Source organism: Achromobacter pestifer (assembly GCF_902859625.1).
GTDB lineage: Bacteria > Pseudomonadota > Gammaproteobacteria > Burkholderiales > Burkholderiaceae_B > Achromobacter > Achromobacter pestifer.
Window position 1 is genome coordinate 114231 of record NZ_CADIJX010000003.1, and the last position, 23509, is coordinate 137739.

Below are 23509 nucleotides of genomic sequence, written 5' to 3' on the forward strand. Positions count from 1 at the left end.
TCGCCGCGGATCGCCGTCACGCCCCACGCGCCAACCGAAGCAGGTTCTCCACTTTGCCGCCGGGCTTGTCCTGACGCACCGCCAGGCCCAGCACCGCGCGCGGCCAGTCCAGCGTGAAGGGGCGGTAGACCACCCCGTCGGGGCGCAGGTGGCGCAACGACGCCGGCACGACTGCCACGCCCATGCCTGCCGCAACCAGGTTCACCGCCGACGACAGCTGCGGCGCGCGTTGGCCGGTGAGCGGATTCAGGCCATGCTGCCGGCACGCGGCCATGATGTCGGCGCTGAGCCCATAGCCAGACCTGCGCGAATACAGGATGAAGCGTTCCTGCGTCAGATCCTCCGGCGCCAATCGCTTGCGCCGCGCCAGCGCGTGACCCAGCGGCAGGGCGACCACCAGCGGTTCCTCAACCAGTTGCGTGAACGTCAAGCCGCCATCCAGCGCAAAGGGCGGGCGCACGAAGGCAGCGTCGATCGCGCCTTCCCGTAGCTGCGCCACCAGCGTTTCGCTATCGCCTTGCGACAACGTCATCTCCACATCGGGATACTGCTGCCTGTACTGGCGGATCAGTTCCGTCACCACGCCGTTGAACGACGCGGATTCCGTGAAGCCCAGCGTCAATTCGCCGACTTCGCCGCGCGCGGCGCGCTGCGCCGTCTGCACGGCAGCCTGCGCACGGTGCAGGATGTCTTGCGCGCAGATCAGAAACGCGCGGCCCGCATCGTTCAGCACTACGCCACGCCCGGTGCGATCAAACAGCGGCGTGCCGACTTCCTGTTCCAGCTGACGAATCTGCTGGCTGAGCGGTGGCTGCGCCATGCCCAGCAATTCGGCCGCGCGGGTGAAGTGCTGCGCCTCGGCGGTCACGACGAAATAGCGCAAGTGGCGCAGTTCCATATCGATACCTTAAAAGTACTGATTATCAATTTTCCATATATTGGACATTCTATTGCGGCGGGTCGATGATGGACACACTGATTCTTCGCCCTCAAGGAACCCGCATGAACGCACCCCTCAAACCCAGCACCCTGTTGCGCCAGCATCTGGCGCGCGACATCGTGGTCGCGCCCGGCGCCTATGACGGCATGTCGGCCCGGCTGGTGGCGGCGGCTGGCTTTTCAGCCGTCTATGCCAGTGGCGGCGCGATTGCGCGCGCGGCGGGCTATCCGGATATCGGGCTGCTGAGCTTTACCGAGGTGATGGACCGCGTGGAAAAGATTGTCGACGCCAGCGGCCTGCCGGTGGTGGCGGATGCGGATACCGGGTTCGGCGGATCCGCCAACGTGGAGCGCACCGTGCGCATCATGGAACGCGCGGGCGTGGCTGCCTTCCATATCGAAGACCAGTCATTCCCCAAGCGTTGCGGCCATCTGGACGACAAGAGCCTGGTGGATACCGACGAGATGTGCCGCAAGGTGCACATCGCGCGCCAAACGCTGTCGGACGCCGACGCGCTGGTCATCGCGCGGACGGACGCCATCGCGGTGGAAGGCTTTGACGCCGCCATCGTGCGCGCGGAACGCTATGTGAAGGCGGGCGCGGACATGGTCTTCGTGGAAGCGCCAGAAACGCTGGAGCAGGTCCGCGCCATCGCGGAACGCCTGCCGGGCCTGAAGCTCATCAATATGTTCTATGGCGGCAAGACGCCGCTGGTTCCGCTGCCCGATCTGGCGGCGATGGGTTACCGCTTGGCGATCATCCCGTCGGACTTGCAGCGGGCCGCCATTCACGCCATGCAGGCCACCTTGGCCGCCATCAAACAGACGGGCGACAGCAGTGCATTGGCCGACCGCCTGACCAGCTTCAAGGAACGCGAAGCCATCGTGCAGACGCAGCGCTATCTGGCGCTGGACGCGCAATAGGCGTCCAGCGCCAAGCGCTTAGCGGCGGCAGCGTGCCGGCAAGGACGGCGGCCACAGGCGTTGGCCGGCGCTGCCGGTCAACGTGCGGATGCCACACACCATTTCGACGCTAGCCAGCGTGTTGCCTTCCGGGTCCAGGATTTTCGACACATCCATCGTGGACACCACCGCGCGCTGGTTCGCGAACGGCGTGACGGCGTTGTAGTCGGGCGGAATGACGAACTTGCCCTGGCTGTCCACGTAGCCGAAGTTGACGTCGGCGCGGGCGGGCGCCAGGCCATCGCGCAAGACGCCCAGCGCATCGAATGCAGGGCCGTTCAAGGTGCCCTTGCTGTCCACCGCGCGAGCCGCGTTGGTCGACAGCTGCGTGACCGCACGACCGTCCGTGTAGGCGGACGCCGTGCCTTCCACCTTCATGCGGGTCTTGCCGTCCAGGCCGGCGTAATCCGTCACGATCTTGTTGTTGGCGGCGTAATGCCTGAGCAGCAGCGAGGATCCCAACGGCCATCGCCAATCCCCCCCCGGCAACGTGATGATGGTCTTGCCCGTCGCGTCGATCAGGCGCGAACCGGTTGCATCCGTGGACAGCGCGCGGGCGGGCGTGCCCTGGAAGGTCGAACCGATCGCGGCCGTCAGCCCGATCTGCCACCCCCCCTGGCTATTCAAATAGCCGTAGCGCACGGCGCGGTGGATTTCCAGCCAGTCACCGTTGCGGGCGTAGGTGGCGTCTTCCATGTTCACCGCGTTTTCGCCGTTGGCGGAAATGATCCAACGCGCCTGTTCGCTGTCGGCCGAGATGGAGCCCGCGGCCTCCGCCGACATTTGCAGCCGCTGCTGGAACGGCGTCAGTGCGCGGCCCTTATCGGTGAATACTGCGGCGCTGCGTTCGTAGTCCTCGCCCTGACCGCCGGCCTGCATCACCCGCCACAGCTTGTCATTGATGCGGGTAATGCCATAGTGGCTGGCCGGGATGATCCACCGCGCCTGTAGATCGATCACGCCCACGCGATCCGTGCCCAGCGAGGCCACGGCCTGGCCGTGACGGAAGGCGCTGATGTGGTGAAAGGCAGGGGCGGCCAGTTCCTTGCCGGCAACGAAGTCGTACAGACCCCACAGGGCATCGTCGCTGGCGGTCTTGAGGAAGCGGACGACACCGGGCGCCACCGCTTCCGTTTCAAAGACGTCGGGCAGGTCATAGGTCTTGCCGTTGCGGTCGATCATCCGGTTGACGCCGTCACCGTAGATCAGCGCATAGCCGTGGCGGAACGTGCCGATATGCTGCTGCACCGGCAGATCAAGCGGCTTGCCTTGGGCGTCCAGCAGTTGCATGCCGCGGTCGGTCTCGGCGGCGTAACGAAGTTGGTCGGCCTTCAATGCGTCCGATCCGCTGTCGCGTTCCGGGTCATCGTTGTAGCGTTCGTCGGGCGCATCCAGCGGGATCAGGTCTTTCCATGACGGATGGGTCACCAGACTGCCATCGCCCAGCAGCAGGCCAGCGCCGGCAGGGCCGCATTGGCAATGCCCCTGGCTCAGCACGCCCAACGGCCCGCCTGCGACGTTCAGCGCCAGGGGTAGCAGCTCCAGGTCTTGCATCGCTTCCACCGTCTCGGGGGTAAGCAGCGCGCGGCCCTCGGCGTCCAGCACGTTCAGCACGCCGCCGCCGCCCTGCTTCCTGATCCATAGCCTGCCCTGGCGGACATCCATGTCTCCTGCCTGGGCCAGCCAGGCGGGGGCCGTGCCGCCATGCACCCAGATGCCTTTGGGGGTCAGCACGCCCGCCGGAGCACCCGCCTGGTCGGTGAATACGACGAAGCCCGCATCGTCCCGGTTGGGCGACAAGCCGCCGCCCAGCGTCATCGGCGCGGCCTGCCCCGGCACCAGGGCCATCAGGTTGTCGCCGGACGGATAGACAATGGTGTCGCCAAAGCGCTGGGAGGCCTGCGCTTCTTCCGGCGTCATGCTGACAATGGGCGTGCCCGCCACGTCCAAGACGGCATATCCCTTGCGGCGGTCGAGTTCGGCGCTCCAGAATGCGCCGCCAATGGGGGTGATGCTTTGGTAGTGCTGGTCCGCGCCGATCACCTTGCCGTCGGCGCTGATCAGCACCGCGCCCTCGCGGCCATAGGCCACGGCCAGCATGCCCTTGTGGTCCGCCTCGATGCCGTCGTAGACCGGTTCGATCACCCAGTTCCAGTCATGGTCCATCACGCCGTAGCGACGGTCGTCGTTGCTGGCAATGAAAAGCCCCTGGCCGTAGGCTCGGGTGATGGCGATGCCGGGCTTGGGAAAGCGGCGTTCGCCGGTGCTGGAGCGATATTCCACCTTGTACTGCACGGCGGCCCGTGCCGGGATGCCATCGGCCAGGAACAGGTTCTCGATGCCGGCGTCCAAGGGCTCTCCCACCTGCTCACCCTGGCGGTTGATCAATAGCTTGCGCCCGTCCAGCGTGACGACCGCCAGGCCGATCTCGGCGTAGTCTTGCACGCTGTCAAAGCGCGGCGGCACCGCCATCCTGCCTCGCGTGTCGATAAAGCCCCATTTGCCTTTCCACCGCACGGCGGCCAGGCCATGGCGGAAATCGCCGACATCCTGGAAGATGGGGCGGATCGCCAAGCGGCCGTTCTGATCCAGGAAGCCCCAGGCATGCCGACGCAGCGACTGGTCCATGGGCACGCGGTTGATGTTCTCCAACGCCGAGGGCAACAGCACGGCGGCGCGCTCGTCCGACAGCGCTCGGATGCAACCGTTGGTGTAGGGGCTGACGCCCGAGATATCGTCGGTATCTGCCCCGGAGCGGTAGTCGGCTTCATTCAGGCAGTACAGGTGGCCGGATTGCGCTTGCGCGGAGAAGGATCCGCCCAACGCCGCAATGGCGCAGGCGAGTCGGGTGATGTGGATCACACGTGACGTCATGGTTATTCTGCTTTGGCGTTGTCGAGGACGGGGGGCGGCGGGTTCGTGACTTCGGGGCAAGTCAGCTCTTCTGGCGGCCACGTGAGGTTCTCTTGCCCATCCAGGATCACCACGCGGTCGCACAGCACGCCGGTTCGGGCAGTCGTCTTGCCACGGGTGTCGATGAATTCCACGACCCCGGAACGCAGGACCATTGCGCGTTCGTCATGGAAATCATCGGCCCACGCGAAGGCCGGCGCGATCGCATAGCGTCCGCTCAGGTCGATATAGCCGTACAGTTTTCCGGTGCGTTCCACGCGCCGTGCGCGGGCCAAGCCGTTCTTCATCGGGCCGAGTTCACTGAAATGCGCACCGACGACGCGCTTGCCGTCAGCATTCACAAAGCCCGATTTGTCGTTGCCGTCGCTATAAGGCACCACACCCTCGCTGGCACGGCTGTATTCCACGGAATGGCGGCCCGCGAAGCGCGTGATTTCACGGCCTTGCAAGTCGGTCATGATGGAGCTGGATTCCGTGTAATCCGTGAATAGCAGGCGCTTCATCGATGCCAGCGGAAAACCGTCTCCCCGCTTTTCCAACACGGTCTTGCCGCTTTGGTCGATCAGGCGGTAGCCCGATCCCAGGTTGACGCGCGCCAGGCCTTCGGGCTGCGCGAAGAACGGGTTGAATTCACCGTACAGGGCAGGAACCGCCAGGTTGCCGCGCGCGTCGATCGCGCCTTCACGTTCGTCATTACGCACGATGATCCAATCACCGTACTGGTCTTTGCTTTCCGGCCTGCCATCCGAGAGGCGGGTGGGGCGGCCTTGCGCATCGAAGAGCACCGCGCTGCCGTCGGCCAGTTCGCCGATGTAGCTGCCGCCCTTGACCTTGCTGGGTTTGCCGTAGACGGTTTCGCTGGCGTGGCCGGTGCGCAGGTTGATGATCTTGTAGGGGCTCTGCGCGTAGTGATCGGCGTTGTTCTTGCCTTGGGGATCTTCCACCAGCATGAAGCCGTTGCCCAGGTATTCCATGTCGTAAGCGCCGCTGTGCGTGGGGCGCACGACCCACTTGCCTTCGCGGTTGACGACGCCCCAGCCGTCCTTGTCCTGGACGCGGACCCAGTCGTCTTCAAACTCTTCAATGCGTTCGTAGGCCGGCTTCAATGCGGGTGCGCCCAGGCGGACATTCCAGATGCCCCAGCGGCGCGTACGATTTTCGTCCGGTGTGCGGTAGGTCAGCAGTTCGCCATTCAGCTGTTCCGAGTCGGCCGAGACTTCGGCGGGAATGGGTATCGTCTTGCCTTGCCTATCGATCAAGAGCGCGTCGCCGCGCGACATGCCCGGGGTGCGCGCCCAGGTGTAGGCGCCGCTGAATTTGCGGATGCCGCTGAATGTGGCGGGCACGGCCCAGTTGCCCTTGCCGTCAATGGCGCCGAACTTTCCGCCTGTCGTCCGCACGATCAGCGGCATGGTGGCGTCATAGATGTCGATGTCGTCCCATTCCGGGTTCGAGACCAGTTTGCCGCTGGCGGTCAGGATTGCCGACGGTTGCTGGTAGTCGTTGGGGCGCAGCAGCGCCAATGGCATGTCCGCGGCGCCTTGGTCACGCAGGGCAGTCTTGCCTGGGGAGAGCGCGCTGATCTGATAGCCATGCAATGACGCGGCGGTGTCCGCATCCAGCATGGGGGTGCCGTCCTGCGCGTAGATCTGGAACAGGACCTCAACGCCCGGCGAGGCCATCGATGTGGTCTGGCTGTCGCTGTCCTCTTGCTGGGTGGATAGGGTTGCGCCAGCGGCTTCAGCCGCGGCAACCGCGGCGACTTCGGGGGTGTCCGTGAGGACCATTTCCTCGGCCGGCTTGGAGGCGTCCGTCGCGCGAATGGCGGTGCTGTCGGCTGCGGCAGCGTCGGTCGCGGCGGCCACGTCTGGCGCGGGCGCCGCATAGTCGACGGCCTGAGCGCCGTCGGCGGCCTCGGCCTGGACGGGGGCGGCTTCCTGTGCGGCGTCCGCTGTTTCCATCGAACCTGCGGCGGTAGCCTGCGCGTCTATCCCGGGGGTTTCCACTGACGACAGGGGTACGCCATAGACCCAGGCTCGTCCCTGGTTGATGTCCACACGGCCGTCGCGCAACGCCAGTTGCGTCAGCTTGCCAGCCGGGCTGATCAGCATCGTTGCCAAGACATCCGGCAGGTAACGCCAGCCGTCGCGCTCTTGCACGCCGACGTAGCGCTGCGAGAAGGTGTGCAGGGTATTGAGCTTGGCGTCCAGCAATGACGGACGTCCGTTTTCGGGCTGGACCAGCCACAGGCCGGGCGCTACCTGCTCCACCCGCTCATAGCGCGCTGGCGACAGCGCGGCGCCGCTCGGATCCACGAATTCCCATCTTTCGTCGCGGCGCACGGCGATGACGCCGCCGTCACGCATGGGCGCTTCCCGCGAACGCAACAGGTCCGGCGGCAGCGCCCAGCGGCCTTGGGTATCCAACAGGCCCCACCAGCCGTTGTAGCGGGACTCGCGCAACTGCGCCGGCAGATACCCGTCCGTGGGGGCTGCCAGCATCATCACGCCTGCCGGCAACGACGCGGCCTTGCCCGTCGCGGTATTGAACAGACGCGGCGGGGTAGGCACTTCCATCGACGCCAGCTTCTGCCCCGGCTGGAAACCCCACGTGCGCGTGCCCAGCGCAAAGGTCTTGATGACCTTGCCTTGGCGGTCGATCAGCACATCGCGGTCGTCTTCTTCGGCCAGCGCGGTGCCTTCCGCGTTAAAGCCCGTCGCCGTGCTGAAGCGCGGCGTGATGACCCACTTGCCCGAGGCGTCGATATAGCCCCAAAGATCGCCCTGGCTGACGGCAGCCAGGCCATTCTGGAACGGTTTGGCGTCCGAGTAGGCAGGAGGAATGGCCATGCGGCCTTGCTTGTCGATGTAGCCCCAGACGCCGGCGTCGTCCGCGCGCGATCCGGTCAGCATGGCGGCCAGGCCCTCGCTGTAGGCTTGATGGCAGTACGTATCGGAACCCTGGCCGTAGTAGCTGGTGGTGCACCGGTCGATCCAGGAATCGGCTTGCGCCGTGGCGTGGATGCCGGGCAAGGCAAGAGCCAATGCCATCGCCAGGGGCGTGAGCGCGCCCCTCATTGCGTGATGGCGCGGAGCGTGTCCGCGGGAAGGAGTGCGCCAAGCCGGACGTGCCACATGTCGAGTGCCTGCCAAAATTATGCGAAGGCAGCACTGTAACTAGAGGTACCAGTCAATGACGTGGGAAATGTAACGATAAAAGAGAAAACGTTAATGCGGGGACCGCCATGCGCGGTGCCACGCACCGTGCGCATGCATGAGCGACCGCACCAGCGCCCGCGCGCGCGACAGCCGGCTGCGCACGGTGCCAACCGGCATGCCTAGCCTTGCGGCCGCGTCTTCATACGACACTTCTTCCACGCAGATCATCCGTAGCAGCACGCGCAACTCCTGCGGGATCTGCGCGATGGATTGCTCCAGCAGATCCAGCGTTTCCCGCATCTCGGCTTGCGCGCCCGGCCCCGGCAGGGAACAAGGCTCGTCCACCAGCAGGTCGATGTCCAGGAACGTGTAGCGCCGTTCCGGTGCGCGCGATAGGTGATTGCGGATCAGATTGAGCGCAATGCCGTAGAGCCAGGTTGAAGGTTTGCTGTCACCACGGAATTGGTCATATGACAGCGACATTTCGACCAGGGCTTGCTGCGTGATCTCGTCCGCGTCCGAGCAGTCGCCGACATGGCGGCTGACAAAGCGTCGCAGGCGATCGCTTTCTTCGCGTACCAGCAGGCCGACCGGACAGGCAGGCGAAGGCGGCACAGCGGCGGTCAACGCGGAAGGTCGGGGCATGGGGGGCACGGCGATGAGGGAATGTTCTTGGGGGCAGGAACGCGATCCCCCATGGCCCTTTCGGAAGGGATGGCGTTGTCCTGCCCAGCCAGTCTAGTGGCGAAGGATGCGGCCGGAAATACGACGTGTGCCGTATTTTTCGACGCCTCGATAACGCGGAATTCGGCCCGGCGCCGCGCCCGGATCAGGCCGTGGGCAGGCCCAGGCGCATGGCGTAGGCGACCAGCTCGGCGGTGTTGTGCAAAGACAGTTTGCGCATCAGGTTCTCGCGATGCTTGCGCGCGGTGAACGGGCTGATGTGGAGTTCGGCGGCGATCTGGATCGCGGTCGCGCCTTGGGCCGCCATGGCCAATACCTGCTGCTCGCGCGAGGTCAGTGTTTCGGCGGGCGTGTGCGCGTGGGCGGCCTGCGGCGCGCGGGGCGTCGATGGATTGCCCGCCAGCCGGTTGATGGCCGCCAGCAGCGCTTGGGAATCACCGCTCTTGGCCAGGAATTCGTCGGCGCCGGCATTCAGCACGGCAAGGCGGGTGCGCTCGTCGGTGTTGGCGGTCAGCACCATGATGGTCAGCAGGGGATAGCGCGCGCGGACGGCCCGTACCCACCCCGATCCGGACACGCCGGGCATGCCCAGGTCCAGCACCAGTATGTCGGCCCCATGCGCGGCCAGTAGCGCCAGCACCTGTTCACCGCTGGCCGCTTCGTCAATCGTGCTGATGGGGGCTTGCGCGCCTGCCAGCACCATTTTCAAGCCTTCGCGCACGATGCCGTGGTCGTCCGCCAGCAAGAGGCGCAGCGGGGCAGACTGGTTGGGAAAGCTCATCAGGGGCAGGGCGTGTTTGTGTCAAAATGATGCACCATTATAGGGACTCATCAGGCGCATGACCGCCCCAGCCGCGCTCCCCCCTTCTTCTGCGCTGTCCGCGCCAACGCCCCAGGCGTCTCATCGCGCCGAGCTGGCCAGTCTGCTCTATCGCCAGTCATATGGCGTGCTGTTTGCCAACTTCGTCATCGTGATCCCCGTGGCCTACGTGATGCGCGCAAGCGTGCCGGACTGGCTGCTGGCCGTCTGGGCCGCCGCGCTTTACGTGTTGACGATGTTGCGCGTGGGTGTGAACCGCCAGTTTCTGCGGCGCCAGATCGCGCCCGCCGACGTGCAGGGCTGGGTCTTCGGGTTCTGCGCCTTGTCCTGGCTGTCGGGCCTGCTGTGGGGGCTGGCTGGCCTGGCCGCAGTGCTGTCACACGACAGCATGATGCTGGCGTTTGGCTGTGTGATGCTGGCCGGCATGTGCAGCGGTGCGGTGCCGTCGCTATCGGCCTACCCGCCGGCCTATGCCGGATCGGCCTTGGCCATGCTGGCGCCGTTTACCGTGGCCTGCCTGATCGAGGGCGATGGATTGCATCTGGTCTACGCCGCCTTTGCGCTTTGCTTGCTGGGCGTGAACCTGTATTTCAGCATCGTCACCTATCGCAGCCTGAAGACCACGGTGGCACTGCGCTTTGAGAACCTGGGCCTGATCGGCGACTTGCAGCGCGAACGGGACCGCGTGGCCGCTGCCGACCAAGCCAAGACCCGTTTCCTGGCTGCCGCCGGGCACGATCTGCGCCAACCTGTCCATGCGCTGGGCCTGTTCACCGACATTCTTGCCAACCGCGCCCAGCAAGGCGACGCCAGTCCGCAGGACGTGCTGCACGTGGCGCGACGCCAGCAAACCGTGCTGGCCAGCCTGAACCGCTTGCTGGACGGCTTGCTGGACGTGTCGCGCATGGACGCGCATCTGCTGCGCGTCGAACGGCGGCCGGTCAGCCTGGACGCGCTGTTCGACGAAATCCGGCAAGACTTTGAACCCCAGGCGCAGGCGCAAGGTTTGCGCTTGGCCGTGGTGCCCACGCATCTGGTGCTGGATACGGACCCGACCCTGCTGCGTCGCGTCTTGCACAACCTGCTGAGCAACGCTTTGTCGTACACGCCCAAAGGCGGCGTGCTGTTGTGCGCGCGTCCTCGACAGGGTGGCGCGTTGATCCAGGTCTGGGACACCGGGGTGGGTATTGCGCCCGATGCGCAAGAGGCGGTTTTCAACGAATTCACGCGCGGTGCCAGCGCGCCAGCGGGGCAGGGACTGGGTTTGGGCTTGGGTCTGGCGATCGTGCGGCGGCTGACGGGGCTGATGGGCTTTGAGATCCTGCTGCGGTCCACGCCGGGCAAGGGGTCCGTGTTTTCGATCCGCACGCCCGCGTCCGCCCGGGCCGATCACATTCCCGCCATGCATGTAGCGGACAAAAAATAATCAGTTGAAGTCCGGGCTCCGCCCTTCTGTAATAGACGCCAGGCGTCCTTTGATCAGGACGCTGCGTCAGACAGGAGAACCGCCATGCCGTCCCCGCTTGCCAAGTCTTCCCCGGATGCTTCATCGCTATGGCTGCTGGTGCTTGCTGGCGGTATCGTCATGGGCTTGGCCCTGGGCGTGCGTCACGTGCAGGGCCTGTTCCTGTTGCCGGTGTCGATGGATAGGGGCTGGAGCCGTGAAACCTTCGCCATGGCGATGGCCGTGCAGAACCTGACATGGGGCATCGCGCAGCCTTTTACCGGCATGATCGCTGACCGCTTCGGGTCGGCCAAGGTCATTGCCGGGGGGCTGGTTTGTTACGCGCTGGGGTTGGTCGGCATGGCGTATGCCGCGACGCCTGCTGTGTTTCTGCTGACGGCTGGCGTGTGCATCGGCATTGCGCTGTCCGGGACGGCGTTTGCTGTCATCTATGGCGCATTGAGCCGCCTGGTGCCCGCCGAACGCCGGGGTTGGGCGCTGGGGGGGGCGGGCGCGGTGGGCGGACTGGGCCAGTTCACCATGGTGCCGGCCGCGCAATGGCTCATTGGCGGCTGGGGCTGGGTCAGTGCCTTGCTGGTATTCGCAGTGACGTTAGCCATCGTGCTGCCGCTGGCATGGCCGTTGCGCGAGCCTGCTCGCGGCGCGCATGATCCCGCTTCACCCGATGCGGGGCTGACCATGCGCGCCGCGATCCGGGAAGCTTTCGCGCAGCCCGGATTCTGGCTGCTGAACCTGGGATTCCTGGCTTGCGGTTTCCAGCTGGCGTTCATTGGCACGCACCTGCCCGCGTACTTGATGGACAAAGGCCTGCGCGCCGCCGATGCCGTGGCGGCGCTGGCGATCATTGCGCTGACCAATGTGATGGGCACGTACGTCTGCGGTGTCCTGGGGACGCGCCATCGCCGCAAGTACCTGCTGGCGGGCATCTATCTGTTGCGCACCGCGGCCATCGCGCTTTTTCTGCTGTTGCCGCTATCCACCTGGACCGTCTATGCGTTCGCCGCGATCATAGGGTTTGTCTGGCTGGGCACGGTGCCGCTGACCAATGGCTTGATCACGCAGGTGTTTGGCGTGCGCTACATCACCACGCTGTTCGGCTTCGTGTTCTTTGGCCATCAGCTGGGCTCGTTCCTGGGGGTGTGGCTGGGCGGCGTCGTGTTTGAAGCCACCCGGTCCTACGACCTGATATGGCTGGGCGCGATGGCGCTGGGCATCTTGTCCGCCATGCTGCACTGGCCCATAGACGACCGCGAGATCACGCGGGTCCGGCCCGTCAGTGTGTCCGGCTGACCCTATAGCGGGCGGTGCTGCGTGCCGGCGCCCATGGTGATGTGCAGCATGCCACAGGGTTCGATCACCTTGACGGTATGCCATGCGCCCTTGGGGATCACATAGGCGTCGCCCGCCAGCATCCTCACGACTTGGATGCCTGTTGGCCATTCCAGGTGCAGCTCGGCCGCGCCCGACATCAAGCGCACCACCTCGTCCGCTTCGGGGTGCATTTCCCATTGCGGCCAGTCCGCGGCGAAGGTGTATTCGGACACCAGCCAATCGCGGCCATAGCGGTCCAGTTCATCGGGCGACTGGGACCAGAACGCTTCGCCTCCGTTCACGGGGGATGCGGCGCCGGCGGCATCCAGCAAGACATAGTGCGTCGACAGATTGGTGGTCATGGTGCGCATCCTTGGGTTGGGGGCGTACAACCATATTAACGAGGCCGGCGGGATTTGAACCGATCATTCATCAGGGCGCCGGCAGACTCGCTTGAAGCGATATCATGTCGAACATCAGCAATCACAACGGGAAAGGCGATGAGCCAGGGGTTCGATGGGGTCAGGCCCGCGTCCGAATCGTCCATCGAGATCGGCTTCTTCTATGATGGCCGGCATTGCGTCGAGCGCATCCGCGTCAAACCCACCGCCGCCAACCTGAAGCGCGCCGCCGATCGCCGGGCGGCCATCCTCGCGGCCATTGCACGCGGTGATTTCGACTACGACGCTGAATTTCCCAAACGCGGCACGCCGCTCAAGCCATCACAGGGTTCCGCATGACAAGCATTACGCAGTTGGCCGTCAATGATCTGACGCCGCAGGCTTTCACGGCATATGGCTGGATGTTGGGCAAGCCCATGCCGGACGGCAATGGCGTGCCGCTGTTCTCCAATCCGGCCACCGATTTCTGGCAGGAACACGTATTCAACACGGGAGCGGGCGGCGACGCCGAGCTGCTGTGGGTCAACTACCGCAGCCCGTCCGTGGAAATCGGCAGTCTGGAAAAGCATCTGCTGACGCAGCAGGCCATCGTGCCGCTGACGGGCCAGATCATTCAGGTGGTGGCCAAAAGCGCCGCTGACGGCAGCCCGGACCTGGCGTCGCTGGCCGCTTTCCGCGTGCCGCAAGGACAAGGCATCTGCATGCGGCCAGGGTGCTGGCACGCGACTCGCGTGGTCGACGCGGAAGTCACCTGCCTGATGTTGACCCGGCGTTCCACCACGGTGGACTTGATCCAGCACTTGACGACCGATGCGCGGGCATCGGAAAGCACCATCGTGGCGATTCCCCTGCAACGGCTGGAAGGCCTGGCCGAACTGGCGCAGGAAAGCGCCGGGCAATAACGCAGGCTGACCGCGTCAATCCGCTTCGCTGCACGCCACGCCCAGGCGTTTGAACAGCGGCCACTTGTTGCGGTAGCGGTCTGTCCAGCACATGGCGGTGAATGCCGCGAACGGCTCGTGCACCTCATGCACCATGATCCGCGCGGCCGCTGCGTCGTCTTTGGGGCAGAAAGGCTGACCGGGATTCGGGTACAGCACGCCTTCCCATACCGCGCGATCGCAGTGGGCGCAGAAATTGGTCCACTCGCCATTCCGATCCGGATTCTGGCGCAGGGTGGGTGCCAGGTGCCCCAGCGTGCTTGCGACAGATGCCGACAAGATCCCGATCTGACTAAGCAGTGCGGGTCCGGCGATCTCTTGCCATTGCGCCGGGCTGAACAGCCATTCGCGGAACGCATCGGGCGCCAGCCCCATGCTGTCGCCGTCATCGTCCAATTCGATATCGCCGTCCGTACTGAGATGGTCGGGCGGTACGGCCAGCGCAAACACCGATGTGGATTTTCCGCAACCGGCGCAATCGTGCGTGGCTTGCAGCACGTAGTACGACGGCGCGCGCAGATTGGCATCCGTATCGTCGTCGCGGGCCATATTTCTATTCTGCGTATCCATGCCTGTTATGTTGCTCCTGTTGGAAGCGGTGCCGATCGCGCCGCGCCGCTTCTTCTTCATCTCCGGGAAATATGCCAGAATCGTCCCCGGAATCCCTGCCTTGCCCGCGACGCTGCCGCCACCAGGGCGTTGCCAACATCACGAAAGTGTTGGAGTCAACCATGCGTGACCGCCAGAGTAGCACTGGATTTTCCCAAGCCGCAGGCATGGTGCCTGCACGATGGATCATCACGGCCTTATTGGCCGGCGGTCTGGCCGGATGCAGTTTCACATCGCCCGACGAAGCCACGGGCTCGCAATCCGTCGGCATTCAAGGCGTTACCGCACAGCAGGCGCGCAGTATCGCCCGCGAAGCCTATCTATACGGCACGCCCATGGTCGCCAGTTACCAGACCATGTATGCGTTCAGCATCGATCAGAAAAACCCGCAGTACAAAGGGCCGTTCAACACGGTCAACAACATCGCACGGGTGTTCTCACCCGACGACACCGCATTGGTCACGCCCAACGCCGACACGCCGTATTCATTCGCCGTGCTGGATCTGCGCGCCGAACCTGTCGTTATTTCCGTGCCGCCCATGGAAAAGCGGCGTTACTTCGTCCTGCAATTGATGGATCTGTATACCTACAATTTTGCGTATATCGGTAGCCGTACCACGGGCAACGACGGAGGCCGTTTCCTGATCGCCGGGCCGCGCTGGAACGGCTCCGTGCCCAAAGGCATCACCAAGGTGATCAAGTCCGAAACCGAACTGGTCAACATGGTGGGCCGGACCCAGTTGTTCAATGCCGCCGATCTTGAAAACGTCAAGCGCATCCAGGCCCGCTACAAGATCCAGCCCTTGTCGGCCTTTACCCGGCGGCCTGCGCCGCCCGCGCCCGCAGCGGTGGACTGGATCGCGCCGGTGCCGCCCGGCGAGATGCGGACGTCTCTGGAGTTCTACAACCAGCTGGCCTTCCTGCTGCAATTCGCGCCCACCCATCCCACCGAGAAATGGCTGCGCGAACGCTTCGCCAGCATCGGCCTGAAGCCGGGCCAGCCCTTTAACGTCGACAGCCGGAATCCGGCGTTGCGCCGAGCCTTGCAGGAAGGCATGCACACGGCACAGAACGACATCGACAAGAACCGCACGACGCTGGGCGGTAAGACCGACACGCTTTTCGGCGACCGCAATACGCTGAAGAACGACTATCTGTCGCGGGCCACCGGCGCGCAGATCGGCATCGGCGCCAACAGCCGTGACGAAGCGCTGTATCCCGTGCTGGAAAAGGACAGCCGCGGCCAGGATCTGGACGGCAGATACGCATACACGCTGCGCTTCGCGCCGCGCAGCCTGCCGCCCGTCAATGCGTTCTGGTCCGTGACCATGTACCGGCTGCCCGACCAGTTGCTGGCACCGAATCCCATCAACCGCTACCTGATCAATTCTTCCATGCTGCCATCCTTGAAGAAGGATGCGGACGGCGGGTTGACGCTCTACATCCAGGCGCAATCGCCCGGCACGGGCAAGGAGTCCAACTGGCTGCCCGCGCCGGAAGGCCCCTTCATGGTGACCATGCGGTACTACTGGCCCAAGCCGGACATGCTGAATGGGAAGTGGGTCTCGCCGGAAATCGAGCGGGTGGCGAAGTAGGCGCCAGGGGCATGAAACGCAACTTCAACATCCACGATCTGCGTATCTTCTATACCGTCGTCATGACCGGGTCGACCCGTCAGGCGGCGCAGATCATGCATCTGACGCAACCGGCGATCAGCCACGCGGTCTCGCGCCTGGAAAGCGCCACGGGCGTGCAGTTGTTCGACCGTTCGCACAAGACCTTGCGGCCCACCGAGGCCGGGCAGTATTTGTACACCGAAGCGAAGTTCGTGCTGGACGAGCTGGTGCGCATCGACGAAGCGCTGCATAGCATCGAGCAATTCGGCGGCCGGGGTTTGCGCATTGCGTCGTCGCCAGCACTGGCGCTGTGCTACGCGCCAGAGGCCGTGAAGCGTTACCTGGACGAACATGGCAAACGGCCGTTCTCGGTGGATGTGGAATCGTCGGTGCAAGTGATCAGCGCGGTAGAGACGATGCGGGCGGACTTCGGCCTGGGGGCTGTCGGGCGCGACAGCCCGCGGCTGAACTTCACGCCCTTTCTGCGTACCGACGTGATGGCCATTGCGCATCGGGACCATCCGCTGGCCGGGTGCGGCGTGGTGGCGGTGGCGGACATCACGCCAGACACCTTCGTCAAGCCGTTGTGGTCCGACTATGTGGTGGCGCAAGGCGATGTGGCCGATTCGATGCTGCTGGACTCCGGCATGCAGGCGCATATGACCTTGGTGCCGGGAACCGTCCGCGCGGTGAAGGGCATCAGCCTGATCAACGCGCTATCGGCCTCGGACATCGTGTCGGTCTACCCCGACCTGATCGCCTTGCCGCTGGCATCCAGGCAGTGGTTCGACTTCGTGTTGATCACCCGCCAGGAAGCGCAGAATCAGGATCTGACCGAACGCTTGCTGGGCGCGCTGCACGCCACGGCCCAGGCTCGCCGCACGGGGGTATTTGGCGACACGATCCAACTGATCGGCTAGCGTGCGGCGCTGGGGCTGCGCATCAACCGGCAGGTGGATTCCTGTGGCGACGTATAGATCTGATCGCCCGGAATCTGCGCGATCAGCTTGTAGTAGTCCCACGGCCCTTTGGATTCGGCCGGCTTCTTCACTTGCATCAGGTACATGTCGTGCACCATCAGCCCGTCGGCGCGGATGTGGGCATCCTTGGCGAAGAAGTCGTTTACGGGATTGGCCTTCAGCCACTTCATGATCGTGTCGCCGTCGGTGGAGCCGGTGGCCTGCACCGCTTTCAGATAGGTGGTGGTCACGGAATAGTCGCCCGCCTGAAGCATGGACGGTTTCTTCTTCATGCGTTCCTCGAAGCGTGCCGCCCACTTTCGTGAGGCGTCGTCCTGGTCCCAGTACCAGGCCGTGGTCAGATACATGTCTTGCGCCGCAGCCAAGCCTAGCGCGTGGATATCGGTGATCAATACCAGCAAGCCCGCGATCTTCATTCTTGGCGTCAGGCCGAACTCGGCTGCCGCCTTGACCGCATTGCTGGTGTCGTTGGCGGAATTTGCCAGCCCCAACACCGTTGCGCCGGATGCCTGCGCCTGCAAGATATACGAGGAGAAATCCGCCGAATTCAGCGGGTGGCGCACGCGGCCTTTCACCTGGCCGCCATCGGCCTGCACGACCGCTGATGCGTCACGTTCCAGTGCGTGCCCGAACGCATGGTCCACCGTCAGGAAGTACCAATCCTTGTTGCCTTCTTTAAGCATGGCGCGGGCCGTGCCGCGCGACAGCGATACCGTGTCATAGACATAGTGCACCGTGTAGGGGGTGCATTGCGCATTGGTCAGCTCGGATGCGCCCGCGCTGACCACGAAGAACGGCGTCTTCTTCTCTTCGGCCACCTTCGCCATGGCCAGCGCCGCCGCAGAGTTGGCGCCGGCGATCAGCATGTCGACGCCTTTCTGATCCAGCCATTCGCGGGCGCGTGACGAGGCGATGTCCGCGCGGTTTTGATGGTCGGCCACCAATACCTCGATCTTCTTGCCCGCCACGGCGCCGCCCATGTCCGCCACCGCCATCTTGATGGCTTCGGCGCCGCCCGGGCCATCGGCATCCGCCGACAAGCCCGACATATCGGTGATGAAGCCGATGCGGATCACGCCGTCATCGGCAGTGGCAGCGCCGCTCAGGCTCAGCAGCAAGGTGGCCATGGCCGCATTCAAGGTTTTCTTCATGATGTTGTCTCCCCCGGGGTGCGGCCCATTCTGTCGCAGGGTCCTGGCCTTGTCACTTGAACAGAAATTATCAACTGATAGGCTTTACGGTGCTGCGGCGCAGCGTGAATGCGGGCCAACCGCTGGCGTGCCATTGCAGAACGTGGCAAGTGCCCAGTAAAAAGCCGCCGCCATTGCGTGGCGGCGGCCTCTTGCGGAACCGCGATCAAGTCTGGTCTTTGGTCGGCGACTTGGGGCCGTTCGTCTTGACGGATTCGATGCCCTTGTCCCGCGCCTGCGCGGTCGTGTACATCTCGCTGCGCCCGACCGACTCGCCATTCGCCGCCACCAGCGAGAAATAATGCGAGCCATCTTTCGCCGTCTTGCGCATATACCGCGCGTCGTCGGCCGCGTATTTCTGCACTGCGGCAATGCCGCCCTCGGCCGAGGCCTTGGTCGTGTATTGCTCGCTGGTCAGGATCACCTCGTGATTTCCCGCGTGCAGATTGAACATGAACTCGGTCCCGCTACGCTTCAGTACAAAGTAACCGCTCATCGTCGTCTCCATTCTTGGTGAAGGGGTAACGCCTGGGCAACTTGCAATACGCCGGGTGGCGTGTGCCGAGGATACTTGATGCGGATGACTTTGGAATAGCCGCCTGAAATACAATCGCAGGCTATGTCCGACAGCCCGATGCTTCGCCCGTCTTCCCCTCAATCCCCCCAAAATGGCTACGTCCTGGCGGTAGACCTGGGCGGCACCCGCTTTCGTGCGGCGCTGGTGGATGACAGGGGCGGCATTGCGCATTCCTGCGCGATCGACAGCCCGGCGGGGGCAGGCGGCCAACCGGGGTGGGACGAGATCGACGCCGACGCCTGGTGGCGCGGCCTGCAAACCCTGTCCGATACCTTGGCCGGGCAGGCTGGCGCGGCGTTTGATGCCGTGCAGGCCATTGCCATTTGCGGCGTTACGCGCACCCAGGTGTTCGTGGATGCGCAGGGCGCCGCTATCCGCCCAGCCATCACCTGGCGCGATACGCGCGCGGCCGCGGACGTGGCCGGATGGCTGGCGGCCATGCCGCCCAGCCATCCCGAATGCCAGCAGATCAACGCCTTTCACCCCTGGGCGCGCGTGGCGTGGTTGCTGCGCGCCGAGCCGCAACACGCGGCGCGGGTGCGGGTCGTGCTGGAACCCAAGGACTACCTGAACTTTCGCCTGACGGGCAGGGCGGCCAGCGACACGGTATCCATGGCACGCCTGTCGGCCGCCGCTCAATCGCACGGGCAGGCAACCGACCTGATGACGGCCCTGGGCGCCGATCCGGCCTGGGGGCCGCCCCTGCTGGCGCCCTTGGATGCCGTCGGCCCGGTGGTGGCCGGTTTGCCGGGCGTGCTTGCCCGTCTGGCCGGCCGCACCGTCATCGCGTGCTCCAACGACACCTGGGCCGCCGTGGCGGGGCTGGGCGCGCTGCGCACCGGCTACGCCTACAACATCTCGGGCACGACTGAAGTCTTTGGCGCCGTGGGCGCCGAACCGGTGCAGGCGCAGGGCCTGATGACGGTGGATTGGGGCAACGGCAACCACCAGATTGGCGGCCCTGGCCAGAACGGCGCGGATACGGTGGCCTGGCTGCTGCCCTTGCTGGGCCGCGTGGGCGCGGAAGGCATGGCCGGCGTCGGCGCCGCCATGGACGTCTTGCTGAACGCGCCCCGCGATCCGCAGCCGGCCTTGTTCCTGCCTTACCTGCAAGGCGAGCGCGTTCCGTACTGGGACCCGCATCTGCGCGGGGCTTTTGTCGGCCTGAACCGCCGCCATGGTCCCGGCGATCTGGCTTGGGCCTTGCTGGAAGGCGTTGCATTCTTGAACCGCACCGTGCTGGAACGCGCCGAAGCGGCCCTGGGCGCCCCAGTCGGCGAGATCCGCTTCGGCGGCGGCGCGGCATCCAATCCGCAGTGGTGCCAGGTCAAGGCGGACATCTGCGAACGCGCCGTGGTGGTGGGCCATGCCGACCAGCCCGGCGTCATCGGCGCGGCGGTTGCCGCCTGGACCGCCCTGGGTCGATACGACAGCTTCGTGGCGGCGCAAGACGCGCTGGTTCGCATCGCACGCCGTTATGAACCCCAACCCGGCCGTGTTGGCGTCTATCGTCAACTGCGCGTTCAGTTCCAGGCTGCCGAAGCCGCGCTGACGCCCGTATCGCATGCCTTGACTGCCTTGCGCTTGCCGTAAAAACCCTAGTGCGGTGCCGCGACAAGACCGCCCTGTCGGGCGCCGAGCGGGTATAAACTGCTACGCCATCAGGGCGTAAACGCCCGGCAGGTGGTGGATAACCCTTGCACGACAACAAATATCAACGCAGCAAGGGTCAAGTCGATGCGCGGCATCTTGGAAAAGTACGGCACGGCAATCGCGGGATTGGTCCTCGTGGGCTTCTTCGCAATGGCCGCCCAGAATTTCGCGGCCCCCAACAATCTGTTGAACATCGCCAAGGAAACCAGCTTCCTGGCCATCATCGCCATCGGCTTCACGCTGGCGTTGGTCACGGCCGAACTGGATTTGTCCGTTGCCGACGTCGCCAGTCTGGCGGCGGTCGTTACGGGCGCGCTGGTGCATACCGGGCAGCCCGTATTGATGGCGATCACCGCCGGCTTGGGCGTGGGTTTGCTCTGCGGCCTGGTCAACGGCATTGCCGTCACCCGCTTGCGTGTCCCCTCGCTGATCGCCACCCTGGGCATGGCCGCCATGGCGCGCGGCTTCGCCTTCATGCTGACCGACGGCGTGTCGTACGTGGGCCGCTGGCCCGCCGCCTTCACCGACCTGGCTCGCGCCAAGCCCTTCGGCATCCCGGCCCTGGTCTTGTGGATGCTGGGCACGGTGCTGGTCGCCTATTTCCTGATCAAGTGGACTCGTACCGGCGCCCGCATGACGGCGACCGGTGAAGCCGGCGAATCCGCACGGCTGGCCGGCATCAATATTCGGGCCATGAAAAGCATAGGCCTGGCCTTGTCCGGTTTGTGTGCCGGCCTGGCCGCCGTGCTGCTGACATCCAGCCTGTCTTCCGCCGCGCCCAACATGGCCGGCGACTATTTCCTGTACGCAATCGCCGCCGTCCTGCTGGGCATGACCATGTTCAACCCCGGCCACGCCAATATCCCTGGCACGCTCGTCGCCGCGCTGATCCTGAAGGTGCTGGGCAACGGCCTGGTGCTGATGGGGGCGCCGTACTACGTGCAGGACATCGTGCTGGGCTTCATCATGATCGCGTCCGTCGCGGTGTCATCGGCCGTCCTGAAGAAAGCGGCCTTCAAATTCTGATCCCAAGGGGAAACCACCATGACCAAGACCTTGAAGCGCACGCTGCTGGCAAGCGCGTTTGCCGCGCAAGCGCTGATTGCCAGCGCCGCCCATGCCTTTGATGTGGGCATTGTCGCCTTCCAAATGTCGTCCGAAACGCACGCCCGCGTGGCCAATGCCGCGGCAGAAGCCGCCCGCGCCAAAGGCTGGACGGTCACGCAGCTGAATGCCGAAGGCTCGTTGCCCAAGCTGGCCGAACAGCTGGATACGCTGGTCAACAAGAAGGTCGACGCCATCGTCGTCGCCATGGGCAAGCCCGTGGAAACCGATGCGCAATTGCAGGCCGCCAAAGAGAAAGGCATCCCCGTGGTGGGCGTCATGTCCGGCGCCAGCCCGCACATGCTGTTCGACATCGAAGTCAATGAATACGCCACCGGCGCGCAGTCCGTGCTGTACCTGCTGGGCAAGATGGGCTACCAGGGAAACATCCTGTCCGCCCGCTTTGACGGCAACTCGGGCACCCGCATCCGCGGCAAGATGCTGGATGCCGTCCTGACGGAGAACACCGCCGTCAAGGACCTGGCCAAATTCAGCATGGCCCGAACCCAAAGCTGGCGCGACGACGTCCGCAACGGCATGCAGGCGCTGTTCCTGCGCCATCAAGGTCAATTCAAAGGCGTCTGGGCATCGTTCGACGGCCAGGCCTACGTCATTGACGACCTGCTGCAATCCCAGGGCATGAAGAAGGGCGACATCACCTTGGTGTCCGTCGATGGCGGCCCGGAAACGTATCGCCGCATCGCCGACCCCAACAGCCTGATCACCGCGACGATGATGATCCCGTTTGAACAACTGGGCAAAAGCGCCATCGATTCCATTGACCGCATCGTCGTCAAGAAGGAACCCAGGGAAACCGTGGCCGCCGGCCCCTACCTGTTCATGGATTCCGTGCTGGTCGACGCCACCAACGTCCAGAAATTCCTGCAACCCGCCGCCAAGTAAGCAGAGCCGCCACCATGACCATCGCGTTGTCGCTACGCCAGATTCGGAAGTCCTATGGGGCGGTTGAGGCCTTGAAGGGCGTGGATCTGGACGTGCCGGAGGGCCGTGTCATGGCCATCTGCGGCGACAACGGGGCTGGCAAATCGACGCTGATCCGCATCATCTCAGGGGCTCAGGAACCGACCGGCGGAGACCTCAGCCTGAATGGCCAGAAAGTCGTGTTCGGTTCGCCGCACGATGCGCTGGTGCAAGGCATTGCAACGATCTACCAAGACTTGGCGCTGGCGCCACGCCTGTCCATCTGGGAAAACGTCTTCATGGGCGCCGAACGGGTGCGCCGCGTGGGGCCGTTCAGCATCCTGGACAAGCGCCGCATGGCGTTGGATGCACGGGGATACTTGCAGCGGCTGTCGGTACCGATCGAAGACATGGACCGTCCGGTCGAACGCATGTCCGGCGGCCAGCGGCAAGCCGTCGCCATTGCCCGTGCACTGCGCTGGGATGCGCGCGTCGTCATCATGGACGAGCCGACGGCCGCACTGGGCGTCAAAGAAACCGCGCTGGTGCTGAACCTGGTGCGCAAGCTGCGCGAAGAAGGGCGGACAGTCATCCTGATCAGCCACAACATGGCAGACGTGGTTGCGCTGGCCGATCGCGTTGCAATCTTGAAAAGCGGCGTCAAGGTGATGGAGCGCGACGTCGCCGGGCTGGATGCGGACGCCCTGGCGCATATGGTGATGACCGGCAAGGAATGATCCGGCCGGGCGCTCCCGCGTCCCAGCACCCATAGAAAAGGCCGCCGCCGGGTTTCCCCTGGCGGCGGCCTTTTAGCGTGCAGCGGCGTGACTTAGTCCTTGCGGCTGGTCACTTCAACCAGGTGATAACCGAACTGGGTCTTCACCGGGCCTTGAACTTCGCCGACGGGGGCGCTGAACACGACGGTATCGAATTCCTTGACCATCTGGCCCGGGCCGAACGTACCCAGATTGCCACCGTCACGGCTCGACGGGCAGCTGGAGTTTTCCTTGGCGACCTGGGCGAAATCAGCGCCATTGGCAATGGCGGTCTTGAGTTCGTTGGCCTTGGCTTCGGTGGAAACGAGGATGTGACGGGCGGAGGCTTGTGCCATGAGGAGGCTCCTTGCAGGGCTTGATTTGGGGAGGGGAGAGTAACGCATTTGGGCGTACTCGCTACCTTGTAATCATAAACGGGGATTTGGGGGAGCTCTGAAAATAATGGTGCCAGAGTGCCAGCCGCGCGCTTGCCCACGCCGCGATTGACG

The 23509-nt window shown here is 64.6% G+C and carries 21 protein-coding genes; 11 read left to right on the top strand and 10 right to left on the bottom strand.

Features of this window, described 5'->3' with window-relative positions; translation table 11 throughout:
• Positions 1-16: 16 nt before the first annotated feature.
• On the bottom strand, positions 17-898 hold the full coding sequence (locus tag HV753_RS12250) for a LysR family transcriptional regulator (protein ID WP_175174769.1): 882 nt from the start codon (positions 896-898) through the stop codon (positions 17-19).
• Positions 899-1002: 104 nt separating this feature from the next.
• On the opposite strand from HV753_RS12250, the gene HV753_RS12255 reads away from it, so the two are divergent.
• Positions 1003-1863, top strand: a complete 861-nt coding sequence (locus HV753_RS12255; RefSeq protein ID WP_175174770.1) for an isocitrate lyase/PEP mutase family protein — start codon at positions 1003-1005, stop codon at positions 1861-1863.
• Positions 1864-1881: 18 nt separating this feature from the next.
• Here the strand turns inward: HV753_RS12255 and HV753_RS12260 are convergent, their stop codons facing one another.
• From HV753_RS12260 to HV753_RS12275, 4 genes are all read right to left on the bottom strand, one after another.
• Positions 1882-4776, bottom strand: coding sequence for a WG repeat-containing protein (locus HV753_RS12260; RefSeq protein WP_175174771.1), 2895 nt, complete (start codon positions 4774-4776; stop codon positions 1882-1884).
• 2 nt (positions 4777-4778) lie between these two features.
• On the bottom strand, positions 4779-7865 hold the full coding sequence (locus HV753_RS12265; RefSeq protein WP_246288251.1) for a WG repeat-containing protein: 3087 nt from the start codon (positions 7863-7865) through the stop codon (positions 4779-4781).
• Positions 7866-8042: 177 nt separating this feature from the next.
• Positions 8043-8618 carry an RNA polymerase sigma factor gene (locus HV753_RS12270; RefSeq protein WP_175174773.1) on the bottom strand — a complete coding sequence of 192 codons (576 nt, stop codon included), beginning with the start codon at positions 8616-8618 and terminating at the stop codon, positions 8043-8045.
• A 184-nt stretch (positions 8619-8802) separates the two neighbouring features.
• Positions 8803-9438, bottom strand: coding sequence for a response regulator (locus tag HV753_RS12275; protein ID WP_175174774.1), 636 nt, complete (start codon positions 9436-9438; stop codon positions 8803-8805).
• A 58-nt stretch (positions 9439-9496) separates the two neighbouring features.
• Here HV753_RS12275 and HV753_RS12280 point away from each other — a divergent pair, with 58 nt between their 5' ends.
• Both HV753_RS12280 and HV753_RS12285 read left to right on the top strand, forming a co-directional pair.
• Complete coding sequence (locus HV753_RS12280) at positions 9497-10903, top strand: sensor histidine kinase (protein WP_175174775.1); 1407 nt, start codon at positions 9497-9499, stop codon at positions 10901-10903.
• 84 nt (positions 10904-10987) lie between these two features.
• Complete coding sequence (locus HV753_RS12285) at positions 10988-12232, top strand: MFS transporter (RefSeq protein WP_175174776.1); 1245 nt, start codon at positions 10988-10990, stop codon at positions 12230-12232.
• Positions 12233-12234: 2 nt separating this feature from the next.
• On the opposite strand, the gene HV753_RS12290 is transcribed toward HV753_RS12285, so the two are convergent.
• The gene (locus tag HV753_RS12290; protein WP_175174777.1) at positions 12235-12615 is read right to left on the bottom strand and encodes a cupin domain-containing protein; all 381 of its coding nucleotides are present in this window, start codon (positions 12613-12615) and stop codon (positions 12235-12237) included.
• A gap of 138 nt (positions 12616-12753) precedes the next feature.
• Between HV753_RS12290 and HV753_RS12295 the strand changes: the two genes are divergently transcribed.
• On the top strand, positions 12754-12993 hold the full coding sequence (locus HV753_RS12295) for an Arm DNA-binding domain-containing protein (RefSeq protein ID WP_175174778.1): 240 nt from the start codon (positions 12754-12756) through the stop codon (positions 12991-12993).
• Positions 12990-13556 carry an ureidoglycolate lyase gene (locus HV753_RS12300; protein ID WP_175174779.1) on the top strand — a complete coding sequence of 189 codons (567 nt, stop codon included), beginning with the start codon at positions 12990-12992 and terminating at the stop codon, positions 13554-13556. The genes HV753_RS12295 and HV753_RS12300 overlap by 4 nt, the downstream gene beginning before the upstream one ends.
• A gap of 15 nt (positions 13557-13571) precedes the next feature.
• Here HV753_RS12300 and HV753_RS12305 read toward each other — a convergent pair whose 3' ends face one another.
• Positions 13572-14144, bottom strand: coding sequence for a hypothetical protein (locus HV753_RS12305; protein ID WP_246288252.1), 573 nt, complete (start codon positions 14142-14144; stop codon positions 13572-13574).
• A gap of 182 nt (positions 14145-14326) precedes the next feature.
• Here HV753_RS12305 and HV753_RS12310 point away from each other — a divergent pair, with 182 nt between their 5' ends.
• Both HV753_RS12310 and HV753_RS12315 read left to right on the top strand, forming a co-directional pair.
• A complete protein-coding gene (locus tag HV753_RS12310) occupies positions 14327-15799 on the top strand; it encodes a DUF1254 domain-containing protein (protein ID WP_175174781.1) in 1473 nt (490 codons plus the stop codon).
• An 11-nt stretch (positions 15800-15810) separates the two neighbouring features.
• Positions 15811-16740 (top strand): LysR family transcriptional regulator, encoded by a 930-nt coding sequence (locus HV753_RS12315; protein WP_175174782.1) that lies wholly within the window; start codon positions 15811-15813, stop codon positions 16738-16740.
• On the opposite strand, the gene HV753_RS12320 is transcribed toward HV753_RS12315, so the two are convergent.
• A complete protein-coding gene (locus HV753_RS12320; protein ID WP_175174783.1) occupies positions 16737-17951 on the bottom strand; it encodes an ABC transporter substrate-binding protein in 1215 nt (404 codons plus the stop codon). The genes HV753_RS12315 and HV753_RS12320 overlap by 4 nt on opposite strands.
• A 205-nt stretch (positions 17952-18156) precedes the next feature.
• Positions 18157-18486 carry a YegP family protein gene (locus HV753_RS12325; RefSeq protein ID WP_175174784.1) on the bottom strand — a complete coding sequence of 110 codons (330 nt, stop codon included), beginning with the start codon at positions 18484-18486 and terminating at the stop codon, positions 18157-18159.
• Between the two features lie 138 nt (positions 18487-18624).
• Here HV753_RS12325 and HV753_RS12330 point away from each other — a divergent pair, with 138 nt between their 5' ends.
• The 4 genes from HV753_RS12330 (at position 18625) to HV753_RS12345 (ending at position 22982) form a co-directional block, all read left to right on the top strand.
• Entirely contained in the window at positions 18625-20160 is a 1536-nt protein-coding gene (locus HV753_RS12330; protein WP_175174785.1) for a xylulokinase, read from the top strand.
• 144 nt (positions 20161-20304) lie between these two features.
• The gene (locus HV753_RS12335) at positions 20305-21246 is read left to right on the top strand and encodes an ABC transporter permease (protein ID WP_175174786.1); all 942 of its coding nucleotides are present in this window, start codon (positions 20305-20307) and stop codon (positions 21244-21246) included.
• Positions 21247-21264: 18 nt separating this feature from the next.
• Positions 21265-22227 carry a sugar ABC transporter substrate-binding protein gene (locus HV753_RS12340; RefSeq protein WP_175174787.1) on the top strand — a complete coding sequence of 321 codons (963 nt, stop codon included), beginning with the start codon at positions 21265-21267 and terminating at the stop codon, positions 22225-22227.
• A gap of 14 nt (positions 22228-22241) precedes the next feature.
• On the top strand, positions 22242-22982 hold the full coding sequence (locus HV753_RS12345; protein WP_175174788.1) for an ATP-binding cassette domain-containing protein: 741 nt from the start codon (positions 22242-22244) through the stop codon (positions 22980-22982).
• 92 nt (positions 22983-23074) lie between these two features.
• Here HV753_RS12345 and HV753_RS12350 read toward each other — a convergent pair whose 3' ends face one another.
• Positions 23075-23356 (bottom strand): peptidylprolyl isomerase, encoded by a 282-nt coding sequence (locus tag HV753_RS12350; protein WP_175174789.1) that lies wholly within the window; start codon positions 23354-23356, stop codon positions 23075-23077.
• Between the last annotated feature and the right edge of the window lie 153 nt (positions 23357-23509).